This window comes from Yersinia vastinensis, assembly GCF_044905075.1.
In the GTDB taxonomy this organism is placed as follows: Bacteria; Pseudomonadota; Gammaproteobacteria; order Enterobacterales; family Enterobacteriaceae; genus Yersinia; species Yersinia vastinensis.
In genome coordinates this window covers 3,862,404-3,880,548 of sequence record NZ_CP173260.1, presented here as the reverse complement: position 1 = coordinate 3,880,548, position 18,145 = coordinate 3,862,404, and the positions used below count along the sequence as shown (strand labels likewise).

Below are 18,145 nucleotides of genomic sequence, written 5' to 3'. Positions count from 1 at the left end.
GTTAGACCTTGTCATTGAAGCGAAATACACTCTTACAGTTATCTGTAAGGCTGCTATCTACCGCGGTACATGTTCTGGTCCAAACAATATTTCCACTTTTATTTAATGTTGGTGACATAGCCAATGTTAGGTCGGCGAGCGTGTGTTGGCCTGTTAACGTAATGACACCTTTATCAATCATTGTGGTATGAACGTAACGTGACTTTTCCCCTGTAGGTATGCCATGACTGCCTGCATTACAGTTATTGAGGCTGGCATGTTCCAGAACACACAGTTCTACGGCCATTTTGTAAGGGACAATGGTTTGTAACATATCAGTGAGTGCCGCTTTTTGGATATAGCGTTGATAAGACGGAATACCAATGCCACTGAGGACTGCAATGATGGCGATCGCGACCATCAGTTCAATTAATGTAAAACCTCGTTGATTAGCCATATGCCACTTTCCTTGTGTATGAGAAAACAAGGTAAGAGTGCAGGTTTTTCATTCATGGCAATAGCAACACTGCCACGATTTGCGAAGCATACTGTCGAATATTTAGGTTGTTACATAGGCATGACAGATAACTTCGGCGGCGTTCGCAAAACAGAATCAGAGTCTGTTAATGGTTATATTCCGCCGAAGATGATCTGCTAGGATTATTGAAAACGCATGGAAAGGTCTAAGGCGGTGATATGTTTGGTAAGCGCACCCACTGAAATGAAGTCAATGCCTGTTTCAGCATAACTACGCAGTGTTTCCAGTGTGACATTGCCTGAAACTTCCAATTGTGCACTGTTCCCGCCCTTGGCAAATTCATCGCGTTTTTTTACCGCATCACGCATCATTGGAATGGTGAAGTTATCTAGCATAATGATATCTGCCCCCGCTTCCAATGCTTGCTGTAGCTCATCAAGGGATTCCACTTCAACTTCGACAGGGACATCGGCATGTATCCAAAATGCTTTGGCAACAGCTTCTTTAATCGACCCAGCGGCAATAATATGATTTTCCTTAATAAGGAAAGCATCGGATAGGCCAAGCCGATGATTGCTTCCACCACCACAAAGTACGGCATATTTCAGTGCGGTACGCAGCCCTGGCAATGTTTTCCGGGTGTCGAGTAATTGTGTATTTAGCCCTGATAGCATCGCGACATAGTGGCTGACTTCCGTGGCGACACCCGAAAGTGTTTGTAGGAAGTTGAGGGCAGTACGCTCGCCTGTTAATAGGATGCGGGCCGGACCAGTCAGATGGCAGAGCACCTGATTAGCTGTCAATTTGTCGCCATCGTTAACGAGCCACTCGACTGATACTTGAGCGCCAAGTTGAATGAACACTTCATTCAACCAGCGTTGACCACAGAAAACACCCTCTTCACGGGTAATAATAGTGGCCTTGGCATGTTTATCCGCTGGGAGCAATTGTGCAGTAAGGTCACGATCGGCATTGACCTCTCCACCCAGATCTTCACTCAGAGCTTGGGCAACAGTAGAAGGGATATCATATTGAATTCGTTCCAATAGCTCGGCGCGGCGGCTGTCGGCATTATAGCTGCGGGTCGGCATAGAAAACTCCGAAATGGCGGATAGATAGTTGTCCAAACATGCTACTCTGTTGCTGGCAGAAGTGCCATATACCCTTCGTACTTGAAGTCGTCGGTGTGTTAACTATAAAGAGCTGGTTGGTGTGTATTAATAGGGGCTAAGGTAAATAATGCAGTTAGATAATGGCTGGATTTCAGGAGTTAAGCGGGTCGTTTCTCCCCATTTTGATCAGCGGCCCGATGGTGAAACTCCTTCCCTGTTGGTGATTCATAATATTAGTCTGCCCCCCGGTGAATTTGGTGGCCCGTATATCGACCAGCTATTCACTGGCACATTGAATGCTAATGAACATCCTTATTTTGCCGATATTGTTCACTTGCGTGTTTCAGCCCATTGTCTGATTCGCCGAGATGGTGAAATTATTCAATATGTTCCTTTTGATAAACGAGCTTGGCATGCTGGCGTCTCCACCTTTGCTGGACGTGAGCGGTGTAACGATTTCTCGATTGGAATCGAGCTGGAAGGGACAGATGTGTTACCGTTTACGCCCGCACAATATTGCAGCCTGACGGAGATAAGTGCATTACTGTTTGCTCATTATCCAATAACCGTCGAGCGGGTGACGGGCCATAGTGATATTGCTCCGGGGCGTAAAACTGATCCTGGCCCCGCTTTTGACTGGGTGTTGTATCAGCAGCATTTAGCATCGCTCTCTTCACCGTCGTAATGTAGAGAGCATTCAATGTGTTAATCAGAATTTACTGCCGAGCGCTTATGGGTTTGTCGCTTCGTCTGCTATTGTCGTATACACATGCCGGGAGGCGTATGCCCTGTTTCAGGGCTGGTTAAGAGCAAAGGGAGAATAAGAGCTAATGACACTGTTTACGCTGTTGCTGGTGCTGGCATGGGAGCGCTTGTTTAAGCTGGGCGAACATTGGCAGCTAGATCATCGCCTTGAAGTGGTATTTGCGCGTTTTCATCGCTTTTCGTTGATACAAACAATTTTACTGACTGCGGTGTGGATGACACTGGTGTGGTTGGTTTTGCAACTCGTGCAAAATATCTTGTTTGGCTTCCCTCTTTTATTGCTTTGGATACTGATTTGTCTGTTGTGTATTGGTGCTGGTGGCATTCGTAAACATTATCGTGCCTACCTGAAAGCCGCTAAACAGGGCGATGTTCATGCTACTGACAAAATGGCCGAGGAGTTAGCGCTGATTCATGGTTTACCGATGGAGAGTGGTGAGAAGGTCAGGCTGCAATCCCTGCAAAATGCATTGTTATGGATAAACTTCCGCTATTATTTAGCACCTATCTTTTGGTTTGTCGTCTGTGCTAAGTATGGCCCAGTGGCATTAGCTGGGTACGCGATGCTGCGTGGATACCAAACTTGGCTGGCTCGTCATCACACACCTTTGCAGCGTTCTCAATCTGGCATTGATCGTGTCCTACATTGGCTGGACTGGATTCCTGTGCGGTTGGTGGGGGTCGCTTATGCATTATTAGGGCATGGCGAAAGAGCATTGCCAGCCTGGTTCGCTTCATTGGGTGATTTTCACTCACAGCAATATCAGGTATTGACTCGTCTCGCACAGTACTCGTTGGCACGAGAGCCTCATTTAGACCCTGTGCAGACACCAAGAGCGGCGGTTTCTCTGGCGCGAAAAGTTACACTGACAGTGATTGTGGTGGTTGCTTTACTCACGATTTATGGTGCGTTGGTATAGCTAACGTGCTTTCTGTACTGGCCGGAATACTTGCTCCCGGCCAGTGCTATCCCATAAGATATAAACTATTTTCTGAGTGAATCAGTGATTATCTGCTGGTGGCTCGCCAAATATCGGCATACCTTGCTTATCCCAACTGATAGTCTTGATTCGAGTATGACGATTAGGATCATAAAGCGGATCACCTTCAATTTCAGTGTAGTTACGGGCGTGATAAACCAGCACATCTTCGCCAAACTCATTGCGAGTAAAACTATTGTGGCCGGGGCCGAATTGGCGATTTTGATATTGGGTACGAAACACGGGTTCCGGTAATTTATGCCACTGTGCTGCATCCAAAATATCACTGTTGATATCGGCCCATAGCAGCCCTATGCAGTAGTTTTCATCTGTAGCACTGGCGGAGTAACTGATAAAAATACGCTCCCCATATTTAATAACCGCAGGGCCTTCATTGACCCAAAAACCGATGGTTTCCCAAGGTAATTCTGGTTGGCTCAACATGACTGGTTCACCTTTCAGCGTCCATGGATTGGCCATTTCAGCCAAATATAAATTTGAGTTTCCTTGAATGCGAGGGTCTTTCTGTGCCCACAAATAATAGTGTTTCCCGTTATGTTCAAAGTGCGTTGCATCCAGTGAGAAACTATCCAGTGGTGTGGCAATGCGTCCTTTTTCAACCCACTTTCCGGTCAGTGGATTAGCGGCATCGCACTCTAGTGCGAACATACGGTGCTGGAATAAACCTTCGGCAATGTCAGGTGAATGGGCAGCAGCAAAATAGAGATACCATTTGCCGTCAATAAAATGCAGCTCAGGTGCCCAGATTAACGAGCACATTGGGCCTTGTTGTGGTTTGCGCCACACTGTCACAGCTTCGGCTTGAGCTAACCCTGTCAGTGATGCTGCACGGCGCAATTCGAGGCGGTCGTATTCCGGAACAGACGCGGTAAAATAATAATAACCATCAGTGTGCCGATAGATAAATGGGTCTGCCCGCTGCTCAATTAAAGGGTTAGGGTAGGTACGCTCGGTCATACTGACTCCTTGGCTTCCAGTTGCTTCCCAGTGCGATAGTCACTGAGTTCTTGATAGTTATGGCGACGTTTTTCCAGATCGATTTGAATTTGTTTCATCAGATTACGGTCGACTTTCAATAACCGAACGACGCCAGCGGTGATCAGATAACCCACCCCAGGGATCACGGTGAACAGCAGCACAATACTGTTTAATGCACTCGGTGTTTGGTTGATAGCCTCTGCTTGATAACCGGTGGCAGACAGCAGAAAACCTACCATAGCGCCCGCTACCGCTAATCCTACTTTCAAGAAGAATAGATTGCCGGAGAAGCTGATACCGGTGATGCGTTTACCTGTCTTCCATTCACCATAGTCATCAACGTCAGCCATGAGTGACCAGTGCAGTGGGGAGGGAATTTGGTGCAGGATATTTAATAGGAAGTAAGCCACCACAATCAGTGCGGTCAGGTGGGGATTTAGGAAATAGAAACCGCATGAGAAAATGGCCAGTATGATATTAGTCCAGAAAAAGACTTTTAATTTACAGAATTTATCTGTCAATGGTTTCGCCAGTGCGCTGCCAATCATCATACCGATGACGCCAAGGCTGATAAAAAGGCTGGCGAAAGAGAATGATTGCTGCATGGCATAGGTGACGTAATACATTGTTGCTGCCATACGAATAAATCCGGGGCAGACATTGCAGAATGTCAGTAATAAGATGCGAACCCACTGATCATTTTTCCACACATCGCGCAGATCAGCTTTTAGGGCATCATTTGTGGGGATAGCGGGTTTAATTCGCTCTTTTACTGTCGCGAAGCAGAATAGGAACATAAAGAAGGCGACTGTCGCCAATACCCCCATTGCCATTTGATAACCGCGTGCTTTATCCGCCCCGCCAAACCATTCAGCCATCGGCAATAATGTCATTGATAATATCAAGGTGGCGATACCCACCATGATGAAACGATATGATTGGCATGAGACGCGCTCTTTGGGATCAGACGTAATCACGCCACCTAATGAGCAGTAAGGAATGTTAATGGCGGTATAGGAGAGTGACATTAAGAAGTAAGTGGCGAAAGCATAGATAACTTTGCTGTTATAGGTCCACTCCGGCGTAGTAAACATGAGAACGCTGAATAAGACATAGGGCAGGGACATCCACAACAAATAGGGGCGAAAACGACCATAACGGCTTTGAGTGCGATCGGCGATAGCACCCATAATCGGATCAGTCACCGCATCCAGAACTCGAACTGAAAGCAGCAGAACCCCCACTAGCGCTGGGGCGAGTCCGAAAATGTCAGTATAGAAATAATTTAGGAAAAGCATGATTGCGCCGCCAATCATGTTGCAACCAGCATCCCCCATTCCATACCCGATCTTTTCCTTCACTGTAAGTGCGGTGTTCATGGATATTTTCTCCGTTATGGATCAAAAACAGTCTTAGGGATGGATTATTGCCGCACAATTGGCTGGGGCATCAGAAGTTAATGGTTATAGAGATGGACAAATAAGCCATTGCCATCAAAGTGTGAGCCAGATTGCAAAATACAGATTTAGTAAATTAAACAGATAAGTTATCGCGAATTTTTTTCTGAGAATAATGAGCTGTCAGTATTCGTTATAGATAAGAATCAGTTGGTTACGATGGAAAGGTATTGATGGAGGATAAATTGGTTTATTTTTGCTAAACAATAAAATAAACGGGCCAGCACTGGTGGCTGGCCCGTTAGAGACGAAATCGTCAGATTTTCATGGATAACAGGTTAATTTCTGCTATTAGGATTTTGCTCGTTGACGGCGGTTTTTCAGGACATAACCGATAGCCAGAAGCAATACCCACGCTGGGATCAGCAGCACTGAAATCTGGATACCCGGTGTCAGGTACATGATGACCAGAATACCCGTCAGGAACAGTAAGCATAAATAGTTGCTGAACGGATACCAGAATGCTTTGAACTGCGGGATGACACCTTGGCGGTTTTTAGCTGCACGGAATTTAAGGTGGGCTAGACTAATCATCGCCCAGTTAATCACCAGCGCTGATACCACTAAGGCCATCAGTAATTCAAAAGCACGCCCCGGCAACAGATAATTAATCAGTACACAGAAGGCAGTGGCAAATGCAGAGACGGCGATAGCAATCACCGGTACACCACGACCATCAACTTTTAACAGTATTTTCGGGCCGTTACCTTGCTTGGCTAAACCAAATAACATGCGGCTGTTACAGTAAACGCAACTGTTGTAGACCGACAATGCCGCCGTCAGCACGACAATATTCAATACTGTTGCGACCACATTACTGTTCAATGCGTGGAAGATAAGGACAAATGGGCTACCGCCTTCAACCACTTTTCCCCATGGGTAGAGGGACAGTAAAATAGCCAGAGAACCAATATAAAACAGCAGGATACGATAGATTACCTGATTGGTGGCTTTCGGGATGCTTTTGGCTGGGTTTTCTGCTTCTGCAGCGGTAATCCCCACTAATTCAAGCCCACCGAAAGAAAACATGATGACAGCCATCGCCATCACCAGACCCATGATGCCATTGGGGAAGAACCCACCCTGCGCCCATAAGTTGGTGACAGTGGCTTCTGGGCCGCCTTGTCCACTAAGGAGTAAATAGCCGCCGAACAGAATCATCGCAATGATGGCGACCACTTTAATGATGGCGAACCAGAACTCCATCTCACCATACACTTTTACGTTCGCCAGATTGATGGCGTTAATGGCAAGGAAGAAGACCGCAGCAGATACCCATGTTGGGATCTCCGGCCACCAATATTGCACGTAGATACCGACGGCCGTGAGTTCAGCCATGGCCACGAGTACGTAGAGAACCCAGTAATTCCAACCAGAGGCAAAGCCGGCGAAGTTGCCCCAATATTTATAAGCAAAGTGGCTGAAAGAACCGGCAACGGGTTCCTCGACCACCATTTCCCCCAACTGGCGCATAATCAAGAATGCGATAAAGCCCCCAATTGCATACCCCAGTAAAACTGAAGGCCCCGCCATTTGAATCGTCTGCGCGATACCAAGAAATAGCCCGGTACCAATAGCACCACCTAAGGCAATAAGCTGAATGTGGCGGTTTTTAAGCCCCCGCTTTAGCTCCGCACCTTCTTGTTGAACACTCATCATTGCATCCTCTGTCGTTGTCACTTTTAGCAGGTTTAGTTAGCTAAACCGATGCTGCTTGCTATGCGTAAGGTTTTGATTACATTATTTGTATTGTTTTGTTTACGGTTGCTTTATGTGGAATTTACGATTTTGGCTACCGTTGAGAAGAGAATAGTGGTAGGCGAGAATTATTGCATCTGCTTTTTATTTTAACCGGCGAATTTTTAGTCAAAACATGCAGAAAAATGTTGATGCGTGATCAAGCTGTTGTTTTCAGGAAAAAGTAATAATGTGCATTTTTAGTACGAAAAGTCACCAGTTGGCTATTTTTATAATGGTCATACCAGTGTTCAGGTGAAAGAAAAGAGGAATACAGATTTTTCTTGTTTCATTTTGAATTTTTATTCATAAAAAATGATTTTAAACTCATAAATAAAATGACTATAACGCTTCAGCTTGCCTAATTACCCGTTTCATAAAAGTTAAAACTCGTTTGTCTCAAGTAATGGTATTACCACCGCCACGTTATCACTTTGCACCCCTTTATCAGCAAAGTTGTTAAAATGTGCTGGGTTTCATGATTTCGGTCAAGGTCCGTATGGACAGGTAGTGAATACTTTGTTACTTTATCGTCACGTTTTTGAAATTGGTATTACCAATTGACTCCGCGCCACTCGCAGAGACGATTCACTCAATACGGCTTACAGCGCGACTTACAAAAAATATGGCCTACAACAAAATCCGTCAGCCCAAATTATCAGATGTTATTGAGCAGCAGCTCGAATACCTGATTTTGGAAGGGACGCTACGCCCGGGTGAGAAATTACTGCCTGAGCGCGAGCTGGCGAAGCAATTTGATGTTTCCCGACCTTCTCTGCGAGAGGCAATCCAGCGCCTTGAGGCTAAGGGGCTGCTGCTGCGCCGTCAGGGTGGTGGTACTTTCGTACAAACCAATCTGTGGCAAAGCTTTAGCGATCCGCTGGCTGAACTGCTGGCCGACCATCCTGAATCACAATTCGACCTGTTAGAAACCCGTCATGCTCTTGAGGGTGTTGCAGCCTATTATGCCGCTTTACGTGGTACTGATGAAGACCTGCAACGGATCCGTGAGTGTCATACTGTGATTCAGCAAGCACAGGACAGCGGCGATTTGGATGCCGAGGCAGATGCTGTCATGCAGTATCAAGTGGCTGTCACAGAAGCTGCGCATAATGTGGTTTTGCTGCATTTACTGCGTTGTATGGGGCCAATGCTGGAACAAAACGTAAAACAAAACTTTGAATTGCTTTACTCGCGCCGCGAAATGCTGGCAACGGTGAGCAGTCACCGCGCCGGGATTTTTGAGGCGATTGTGGCACGCGAGCCAGAAAAAGCCCGCGAAGCTTCACACCGTCACTTGGCGTTTATTGAGGAGATCCTGTTGGACCTCAGTCGGGAGCACAGTCGCCGTGAGCGATCTTTGCGTCGGCTCCAACAGCGCAAGGACTAGAAACGAATCATTCAGGTTGCGCCTCTGCAAGACCTCAATAACTCGTTTTGTACCCTTTGTACTTGAAGCTGCAGGGTTGTTAGCTGCGTGAACTCCCCCGAATGATTTACTTGAGTAAGTTCATCGGGATTCGTTCCCTTGCTGTCTATCCGCAACTCCAATTCCTGTGGGTATAGGTTCTCATTTGAGAATCATTAGCGGCAACTAAACTGATGGGCCTATCTTCCGGTGTTTTCACCAGGGCACGTGCTTTAGCCCCGGGTTAAAGCACAGGAAGATAGGCTCCAAATAAACCATTAGAAACAGATAAGGAATACCACCATGTCAGAACGTTTAAATAATGACGTGGATCCGATCGAAACCCGCGACTGGCTACAGGCGATCGAATCGGTCATCCGTGAAGAGGGTGTTGAGCGTGCTCAGTATCTGATTGATCAGGTTTTGGGCGAAGCCCGTAAAGGTGGTGTGAGTGTTGCAGCTGGTTCAGCCAGCCGTGATTACATCAATACTATCGCAGTAGAAGACGAACCCGCTTACCCGGGCAACTTGGATCTGGAGCGTCGTATTCGTTCTGCCATCCGTTGGAATGCCGTGATGACCGTGTTGCGTGCATCGAAGAAAGATCTGGATTTGGGCGGCCACATGGCATCCTTCCAATCTTCCGCTACCTTCTACGAAGTCTGCTTCAACCACTTCTTCCGTGCTCGTAATCCAAAAGACGGCGGCGATCTGGTTTACTTCCAAGGCCACATCTCTCCGGGCGTTTACGCACGTGCTTTCCTTGAAGGCCGTTTGACACAAGAGCAGATGGATAACTTCCGCCAAGAAGTTGACGGTAAGGGTCTGTCTTCTTACCCGCATCCGAAATTGATGCCTGAGTTCTGGCAGTTCCCGACTGTATCTATGGGCCTTGGCCCAATCAGTGCAATCTATCAGGCCAAGTTCCTGAAATACCTCTCTCACCGTGGTTTGAAAGACACTTCAGCACAAACCGTATACGCCTTCTTGGGTGACGGCGAGATGGATGAGCCAGAATCTAAAGGTGCGATCACCATCGCGACCCGTGAAAAACTGGATAACTTGGTCTTCGTTATCAACTGTAACTTGCAACGCCTTGATGGCCCGGTTACAGGTAACGGCAAAATCATTAATGAGCTGGAAGGCATCTTCAGTGGTGCTGGCTGGCAGGTTCTGAAAGTCATCTGGGGGAGTCGTTGGGATGAACTGCTGCGTAAAGATACCAGCGGTAAACTGATCCAATTGATGAACGAAACTCTGGATGGTGACTACCAGACCTTTAAATCCAAAGATGGCGCTTATGTGCGCGAACACTTCTTCGGCCGTTTCCCAGAAACTGCTGCATTAGTGAAAGACATGAGCGACGACGAGATCTGGTCCCTGAACCGTGGCGGTCATGATCCGAAGAAAGTCTTTGCTGCACTGAAAAAAGCACAAGAAACTACTGGCAAACCGACTGTTATCCTGGCCCATACCATCAAAGGTTACGGCATGGGCGAAACAGCTGAAGGTAAAAACATTGCTCACCAGGTGAAGAAAATGAACATGGAAGGGGTTCACCACTTCCGCGATCGTTTCAATGTGCCTGTAGCTGATGCTGATATCGAAAAACTGCCATACATTACCTTCGAGAAAGATTCCGAAGAGTACAAATATCTGCATGAACGTCGTCAGGCGCTGGAAGGCTACGTGCCAACCCGCATGCCTAAGTTCACTGAAAAACTGGAAATCCCAGCATTGTCAGATTTCAGCTCATTGCTGGAAGAGCAGAATAAAGAAATTTCTACCACTATCGCTTTCGTGCGTGTGCTGAACGTGATGCTGAAGAACAAGTCTATTAAAGACCGTATTGTTCCAATCATCGCCGATGAAGCACGTACCTTCGGTATGGAAGGTCTGTTCCGTCAGATTGGTATTTATAGCCCGAATGGTCAGCAGTACACCCCGCAAGACCGTGAGCAGGTTGCATACTACAAAGAAGACGAAAAAGGCCAGATCCTGCAAGAAGGGATTAACGAATTGGGTGCGGCTTCTTCGTGGTTGGCTGCTGCGACGTCATACAGCACCAATGATTTGCCAATGATCCCGTTCTACATCTACTACTCCATGTTCGGTTTCCAGCGTATCGGCGACCTGTGCTGGGCTGCGGGTGACCAACAGGCTCGTGGCTTCCTGATTGGTGGGACTTCCGGTCGTACCACACTGAACGGCGAAGGTCTGCAACACGAAGATGGTCACAGCCATATTCAGTCACTGACTATCCCGAACTGTATCTCTTACGATCCAGCTTATGCTTACGAAGTGGCAGTCATCATGCATGATGGTCTGGAACGCATGTACGGCGAAGCGCAAGAAAACGTTTATTACTATCTGACGACGCTGAACGAAAACTATCACATGCCAGCAATGCCGCAGGGCGCAGAAGAGGGTATCCGTAAAGGTATCTACAAACTGGAAACTGTTGCAGGTAGCAAAGGCAAAGTGCAGTTGATGGGGTCTGGTGCAATCCTGCGTCACGTTCGTGAAGCAGCTCAGATTCTGGCTAACGACTACGGCGTAGGTTCTGATGTGTACAGCGTAACTTCATTCACTGAACTGGCTCGTGATGGTCAAGACTGTGAGCGTTGGAACATGCTGCATCCAACAGAAACTCCACGTGTTCCTTATGTGGCTCAGGTGATGAACGACGCACCAGCAGTTGCTTCAACTGACTACATGAAGTTGTTCGCTGAACAGATTCGTAACTTTATTCCTGCCAGCGAGTTCCGCGTACTGGGTACAGATGGTTTCGGCCGCTCTGACAGCCGTGAGAACCTGCGTCACCACTTCGAAGTTGATGCTTCTTACGTGGTGGTTGCAGCTCTGGGTGAATTGGCTAAACGCGGTGACATCGACACCAGCGTAGTTGCACAAGCAATTACTAAGTTTGGTATCGACGCCGATAAAGTTAACCCGCGTCTGGCATAAGAGGTAAAGAACAAATGGCTATTGAAATTAACGTACCAGACATCGGTGCAGATGAAGTGGAAGTCACCGAAATTATGGTGAAAGTAGGCGATACCGTTGAAGCGGAACAATCGCTGATCACCGTTGAAGGTGATAAAGCTTCCATGGAAGTCCCTTCACCGCAGGCGGGTGTAGTTAAAGAAATCAAAATTGCTGTGGGCGATAAAGTCGCAACGGGCAAACTGATTATGATCTTTGAAGCTGCGGGCGCTGAAACCGCTCCTGCTAAAACAGAAGAGAAACCAGCGGCCCCTGCTCAGGCAGCGGCTCCTGTGGCATCTGCTGTGAAAAATGTTGAAGTACCAGACATCGGCAGTGATGAAGTTGAAGTCACTGAAGTCCTGGTCAAAGTGGGCGACACTGTTGCCGCAGAACAATCTCTGATCACTGTAGAGGGCGATAAAGCCTCTATGGAAGTACCCGCACCTTTTGCGGGTACAGTTAAAGAGATCAAAATCAGTACGGGTGACAAAGTTAGCACCGGTTCTTTGATCATGGTCTTTGAAGTTGCAGGTGCAGCGGCTCCAGTAGCAGCGGCAGCTCCAGCTCCAACAGCAGCACCGGCAGCTTCTGCGGCTAAAAACGTTGAAGTACCTGATATCGGCGGTGACGAAGTTGAAGTGACCGAAGTAATGGTGAAAGTGGGCGATAAGGTTGCTGCTGAACAATCACTGATTACTGTTGAAGGTGATAAAGCTTCAATGGAAGTACCGGCACCATTCGCAGGTACAGTGAAAGAGATTAAAATCAGCACCGGTGACAAAGTGAAAACCGGCTCTCTGATTATGGTCTTCGAAGTAGAAGGCGCAGCCCCAACGGCTGCTCCAGCTCAGCAAGCGGCTCCTGCGGCAGCGGCACCGGCGAAAGCCGCAGTGCCAGCAGCAAAAGCAGAAAGCAAAGGCGAGTTTGCTGAAAACGATGCTTATGTTCACGCAACACCGGTTATCCGTCGTCTGGCTCGTGAATTCGGTGTGAATCTGGCGAAAGTGAAAGGGACTGGTCGTAAGGGCCGTATCCTGCGCGAAGACGTTCAGGCTTATGTGAAAGAAGCGGTCAAACGCGCTGAAGCGGCACCAGCGACTGCCACTGGTGGTGGTCTGCCAGGCATGCTGCCTTGGCCGAAAGTTGATTTCAGTAAGTTCGGCGAAATCGAAGAAGTGGAACTGGGCCGTATCCAGAAAATCTCTGGTGCTAACCTAAGCCGTAACTGGGTCATGATCCCACATGTGACTCAATTCGATGAAGCGGATATCACTGAAGTTGAAGCATTCCGTAAGCAACAAAACATCGAAGCCGAGAAGAAAAAACAAGATCTGAAAATCACTCCGCTGGTGTTCTTGATGAAAGCAGCTGCCAAGGCGTTGGAAGAATTCCCTCGCTTCAACAGCTCTATTTCTGAAGATGGTCAGAAACTGACATTGAAGAAATACATCAATATCGGTGTTGCGGTTGATACCCCTAACGGCCTGGTTGTTCCGGTATTCCGTGATGTGAACAAAAAAGGTATTGTTGAGTTGTCTCGCGAGCTGTCTGTGATTTCCAAGAAAGCACGTGATGGCAAACTGACTGCATCTGACATGCAAGGCGGCTGTTTCACTATCTCCAGCTTGGGTGGCATCGGCGGTACGGCGTTCACGCCGATCGTTAATGCGCCAGAAGTGGCTATTTTGGGTGTGTCAAAATCATCCATGAAGCCAGTTTGGAATGGTAAAGAGTTTGCTCCGCGTCTGATGCTGCCTCTGTCTCTGTCCTTCGATCACCGTGTGATCGATGGTGCTGCAGGTGCGCGTTTCGCAGCGTATATCGCGACCATTATGGCTGATATTCGCCGTCTGGTCATGTAATCACTGGGGCCGGCTTTGTGCCGGCCTTGTTGTTATATAGACAGATACGGACAGATAAAGACACTTTGATACCAAGTTTGTCAGGCTGTTACATTAGTCGACAAGGTTGTTGAGACACTCGTCACGTGATGCGGCTTTTCAGTTTGTTAACAATTCTGTAAACTTGCCGCGTGTCAGTATCCCTGAAAGTGTCTGTATCCAGGAATAGGCAAGAACGTCACGGTGGATGAGGGCGTTATGAAATTAATTAGCCTAAAAAATGACGTCAGACCCGCCGGACAAACAATTAAGAGGTCATGATGAGTACTGAAATTAAAACTCAGGTCGTGGTACTTGGGGCAGGTCCAGCAGGGTACTCTGCTGCTTTTCGTTGCGCGGATTTAGGTTTAGAAACTATTCTAGTTGAGCGTTACGCCACTCTGGGCGGTGTTTGCCTGAATGTGGGTTGTATCCCTTCCAAGGCACTGTTGCACGTCGCTAAAGTTATCGAAGAAGCTAAAGCACTGGCTGAACACGGTATTGTTTTTGGCGAACCTAAGACTGACATTGATAAAGTACGTGTCTGGAAAGAGAAAGTTATCAATCAGTTAACCGGTGGTTTGGCAGGTATGGCTAAAGGCCGTAAAGTCAAAGTGGTTAACGGTTTGGGTAAATTTACTGGCGCAAATACCTTGGTTGTTGAAGGTGAAAATGGTCCAACGACCATCACGTTCGATAACGCGATTATTGCTGCCGGCTCTCGTCCTATCCAACTGCCATTTATTCCTCATGAAGACCCACGTGTTTGGGACTCAACTGACGCACTGGCACTGAAAACTGTCCCAGAACGTCTGCTGGTCATGGGCGGCGGTATCATCGGTCTGGAGATGGGGACGGTTTACCATGCTCTGGGTTCGAAAATTGATGTCGTTGAAATGGCGGATCAAGTCATCCCGGCTGCTGACAAAGACGTAGTAAAAGTCTTTACCAAACGTATCAGCAAGCAATTTAACTTGATGCTGGAAACCAAAGTGACCGCGGTAGAAGCCAAAGAAGACGGCATCTATGTCACGATGGAAGGCAAAAAAGCCCCAGCTGAACCACAGCGTTATGATGCCGTTCTGGTCGCTATCGGCCGTGTACCTAATGGTAAATTGTTGGATGCTGGTCAGGCTGGCGTTGAAGTTGATGAGCGTGGCTTTATCCACGTTGATAAACAACTGCGCACCAACGTGCCGCACATCTTTGCAATCGGCGATATCGTCGGTCAGCCAATGCTGGCACACAAAGGTGTTCACGAAGGCCATGTTGCCGCTGAAGTTATCTCTGGCATGAAGCATTACTTCGATCCGAAAGTTATTCCATCCATTGCGTACACTGAGCCAGAAGTCGCATGGGTTGGTCTGACTGAGAAAGAAGCAAAAGAAAAAGGCATCAGCTACGAAACCTCCACCTTCCCGTGGGCGGCATCGGGCCGTGCTATCGCTTCTGATTGCGCCGATGGTATGACTAAACTGATTTTTGACAAAGAAACTCACCGTATCATTGGTGGTGCTATTGTCGGTACTAATGGTGGTGAACTGTTAGGTGAAATCGGTCTGGCAATCGAGATGGGTTGTGATGCGGAAGATATCGCATTGACTATCCATGCTCACCCAACGTTGCATGAATCTGTGGGTCTGGCAGCAGAGATCTACGAAGGTAGCATTACTGATTTGCCTAACCCAAAAGCGAAAAAGAAATAATTTCTTATTGCTAATGAGTTAGTTAAGACGGCTCCTGAACAGGGGCCGTTTTTTATTGGGATAAAAGTAAGGTGAACTGGCTTAGTTGATTTGAATGGGTGGGGGCATAGGCTCATCGGTAATGGCAAGCATGCTGACCCTGAAAGTTGAGCTATCTGCGGACTCTTCTAACTCTGTAATCAAGAAACGGCTTTTAGGTAAAAAAATACGTTCTTCCCCCGGTTCATCAAGTAAATCCCCGATCTCAGTGCTATTAGTACGGCCAAGGAAAAATCTTATGGTATATCTTACGTTGACTTGCCCATCATTCAGGTCGCTGCTATTGAAGTGAGCAATACTGTCCTCATCAGCCGTAGTGCTTAAGAATGAGTCTATTTCAATGATTTCTTCTGGTATTACTTGGGCCAGAAATTCAGCACGATCTCTGACTTCCCCACGATATACTTCATCGACGACGCTCTCATCTTCAGAGGGGATATATCCATCTTCACGCAGTGAAATGTTAATATCTGAATTATTATCGAGCGCGGTGTAGGTTTCTGCTATTTCAACGTCTAACTCGTCGCCGGCCTCTCCTGTTCGTAGGGCATGATTTATAGCGACAAATCCTTCTTCTTGGAAGTTTCTAATAGCAAAATATTCTCTGAAACTTATATTCTCATGTGCGTAAGATGTATTATAAAGCTCGATCTCTTTTTCAATATCTAACTCACCTTCATCTAATCTTTCTTTACCATAGATATTCTCCATTTCTTCTTTTATTTTGGCGAAATCACGAGGTTTAATTAATTTGATACGGTCAATTTTATTTTTTTCTATTGGGTCATGCCCTTTTACGTCATACATGTCCAAAGAGGAGTTACTGCTATTATCCGATAACTCTACTTTAACTCTGCTTGTGCTTGCTCCCTCGTTGATAGTAGGGGGCTTCGTATCCCCTAATAGGAAACCTATTTTGCCATTCACTCGTTGTAATCTGCCAGAAGTCTTGGGATTAGGTTTGGGGCTGGTGGTCGGTAATAAGGGGGTTCGTTCTGTGCTGGTACGAGGTCGAGGTTTTGGTGCAGTCATTCTGGGGTTAGTTATCCTGGTTGGGCCGGGCCGGGGACTTCCACTCGTGCCGGGTTTCGCACCGATACCGACTTTGAACCCCTTGGGTTGAGGTGTCGGCCCACCAGATAATATCCCCAAACTCACCTCTACAGCGATCTCTTCACCGGTCTTGGGGGGTAATTTTCCCTCATCTTCAGGGACTGTTTTACATGCATACCCGGTACGCCATTGGCAATGTTGGTGCTGAAACTCAGTCCAGTTCTGACCAATTCTACGTTTAGGCTCCATGGGTCGAGCATGAATATCATTCATAACAAAGACCGTTAGAGAAAAAAATGCGACTCCAATTTTATTCATATCACCTCCTTTTACATGTAAGCTTTATTGAGATTTAAATAGCATGGCGATGCATTGGCATTAAAATATTGTTTTTGATGAATGGAGGGAATTTTATTTTTTAAGGAGGATGTGTGTCTGCGAATTAATAACCGTGATTACGCTAATATGAAATAAATAAAATAATAGACTGTGAAATTATTTTATTTATTTCAGGGGTGGAATCCATTGCGTAATTGACTTGCTGTAATATTAAATGTGCGGCGTAGGGCTGTCGTGAAATTAGCTGAACTGGTATATCCGGCAAGGGTGGCCGCTTGATCAATACTGATACCTTCTTTCTGGAGTGCCAGCATGGCGCGTTTTAAACGGCAATGGCGCAGGTATTCAAACACCGTAATGTTGTAACTTTCACGAAAACGCCGCTGTAACGTACTTTGGCTCATATTCACTAAATGCGCTAACTCACTCATTGATAGGTGGTCAGCCTCGCCACTTTCCAGCCAATCGCGTACCTGCTGAATACGATTCAACCCACGTAATGACATTTTATTTTGTTGTTGGGCCTGCTTCTCCAGTGAGCTGAACGCTTCAATAATCAACCCAATACATTGAGTTTCCCACTGTAGCCGCTCGAGTGGTGTTGAAAAGGGCGGAGCACTTGCTATTTTCTGGGCGATGGCTTGAGCGTGGATGGATGGACGCCATAAATGAATCGCCAAGTGTTGCTGAGTAAAGTTGTACAGCGCATCCCAGGAGCCAGAGTGCGGCAATAAATCACCGTACAACCATTCACGGTCAAAGGTGAGAGTCAGCGTGCGTTCGTGACTGTTGTTTTTGCCATGGCGAGTAAATAGAGTGCTTTCCGTCAGCGAAACTAGGGAGGCATCGCCTTTTTCCTGCAAATGCAGTTGTTTACCACCAAATGAAACATGTGCGCTACCGCTAACCACAATCGCCAGTTTCAGCGCAGGATTGAGCTGACTCTGCGTTTTAATATCGTAGAGATTAGTGACGTTTGCGGTATGCAAAATCAGGTGTGGATTTAGGCGTAACACCTGAAAATCACCATATAATACCGGGTCAGTAGACAAAGATTTAGCCCCGCTCAACTGATAATCGCTGGCAACCAGATTCGATTGCTGCACAATCTGGTCGCGGTAAATCGGTTTGGATGAGGGGGAAACATTGCGTAAATTATTTCTTTTCACCGCGGGCATGACAAATTCTCCACTGACATTGACGTTCTGACAAAGAGCTTTGCTGT

Annotated in this window: 13 protein-coding genes; 6 read left to right on the top strand and 7 right to left on the bottom strand. The window is 47.0% G+C overall.

What is annotated here, in order from left to right:
• Window position 1 precedes the first annotated feature (1 nt).
• Both ppdD and nadC read right to left on the bottom strand, forming a co-directional pair.
• The gene (gene ppdD / locus ACIOG0_RS18010) at window positions 2-436 is read right to left on the bottom strand and encodes a prepilin peptidase-dependent pilin (RefSeq protein WP_050100459.1); all 435 of its coding nucleotides are present in this window, start codon (window positions 434-436) and stop codon (window positions 2-4) included.
• Window positions 437-639: 203 nt separating this feature from the next.
• Window positions 640-1,548 (bottom strand): carboxylating nicotinate-nucleotide diphosphorylase, encoded by a 909-nt coding sequence (gene nadC, locus ACIOG0_RS18005; protein ID WP_050100458.1) that lies wholly within the window; start codon window positions 1,546-1,548, stop codon window positions 640-642.
• A 148-nt stretch (window positions 1,549-1,696) separates the two neighbouring features.
• Between nadC and ampD the strand changes: the two genes are divergently transcribed.
• Together ampD and ampE are read left to right on the top strand one after the other, a co-directional pair.
• Complete coding sequence (gene ampD / locus ACIOG0_RS18000) at window positions 1,697-2,254, top strand: 1,6-anhydro-N-acetylmuramyl-L-alanine amidase AmpD (protein ID WP_050100456.1); 558 nt, start codon at window positions 1,697-1,699, stop codon at window positions 2,252-2,254.
• A 145-nt stretch (window positions 2,255-2,399) separates the two neighbouring features.
• Window positions 2,400-3,254 (top strand): beta-lactamase regulator AmpE, encoded by an 855-nt coding sequence (ampE, locus tag ACIOG0_RS17995; RefSeq protein WP_050100455.1) that lies wholly within the window; start codon window positions 2,400-2,402, stop codon window positions 3,252-3,254.
• Between the two features lie 81 nt (window positions 3,255-3,335).
• Here ampE and ACIOG0_RS17990 read toward each other — a convergent pair whose 3' ends face one another.
• From ACIOG0_RS17990 to ACIOG0_RS17980, 3 genes are all read right to left on the bottom strand, one after another.
• Window positions 3,336-4,292: a family 43 glycosylhydrolase gene (locus ACIOG0_RS17990; RefSeq protein WP_050100453.1), complete on the bottom strand. Its 957-nt coding sequence runs from the start codon at window positions 4,290-4,292 to the stop codon at window positions 3,336-3,338.
• Window positions 4,289-5,692, bottom strand: a complete 1,404-nt coding sequence (locus ACIOG0_RS17985) for a glycoside-pentoside-hexuronide (GPH):cation symporter (RefSeq protein ID WP_050100452.1) — start codon at window positions 5,690-5,692, stop codon at window positions 4,289-4,291. Before ACIOG0_RS17985 ends, ACIOG0_RS17990 begins: the two co-directional genes overlap by 4 nt.
• Before the next feature lie 369 nt (window positions 5,693-6,061).
• Window positions 6,062-7,426, bottom strand: coding sequence for an amino acid permease (locus ACIOG0_RS17980; RefSeq protein WP_050100450.1), 1,365 nt, complete (start codon window positions 7,424-7,426; stop codon window positions 6,062-6,064).
• A gap of 706 nt (window positions 7,427-8,132) precedes the next feature.
• Between ACIOG0_RS17980 and pdhR the strand changes: the two genes are divergently transcribed.
• From pdhR to lpdA, 4 genes are all read left to right on the top strand, one after another.
• A complete protein-coding gene (gene pdhR / locus ACIOG0_RS17975) occupies window positions 8,133-8,897 on the top strand; it encodes a pyruvate dehydrogenase complex transcriptional repressor PdhR (RefSeq protein ID WP_004389026.1) in 765 nt (254 codons plus the stop codon).
• A gap of 321 nt (window positions 8,898-9,218) precedes the next feature.
• Window positions 9,219-11,882: a pyruvate dehydrogenase (acetyl-transferring), homodimeric type gene (gene aceE / locus ACIOG0_RS17970; protein ID WP_050100448.1), complete on the top strand. Its 2,664-nt coding sequence runs from the start codon at window positions 9,219-9,221 to the stop codon at window positions 11,880-11,882.
• A 14-nt stretch (window positions 11,883-11,896) separates the two neighbouring features.
• A complete protein-coding gene (aceF, locus tag ACIOG0_RS17965; protein WP_128451277.1) occupies window positions 11,897-13,765 on the top strand; it encodes a pyruvate dehydrogenase complex dihydrolipoyllysine-residue acetyltransferase in 1,869 nt (622 codons plus the stop codon).
• 299 nt (window positions 13,766-14,064) lie between these two features.
• Window positions 14,065-15,489, top strand: coding sequence for a dihydrolipoyl dehydrogenase (lpdA, locus tag ACIOG0_RS17960; RefSeq protein ID WP_005156808.1), 1,425 nt, complete (start codon window positions 14,065-14,067; stop codon window positions 15,487-15,489).
• A gap of 81 nt (window positions 15,490-15,570) precedes the next feature.
• Here lpdA and ACIOG0_RS17955 read toward each other — a convergent pair whose 3' ends face one another.
• Both ACIOG0_RS17955 and ACIOG0_RS17950 read right to left on the bottom strand, forming a co-directional pair.
• A complete protein-coding gene (locus ACIOG0_RS17955) occupies window positions 15,571-16,899 on the bottom strand; it encodes a hypothetical protein (protein ID WP_050295875.1) in 1,329 nt (442 codons plus the stop codon).
• A 191-nt stretch (window positions 16,900-17,090) separates the two neighbouring features.
• Window positions 17,091-18,098 carry an AraC family transcriptional regulator gene (locus ACIOG0_RS17950; RefSeq protein WP_050100444.1) on the bottom strand — a complete coding sequence of 336 codons (1,008 nt, stop codon included), beginning with the start codon at window positions 18,096-18,098 and terminating at the stop codon, window positions 17,091-17,093.
• Window positions 18,099-18,145 lie beyond the last annotated feature (47 nt).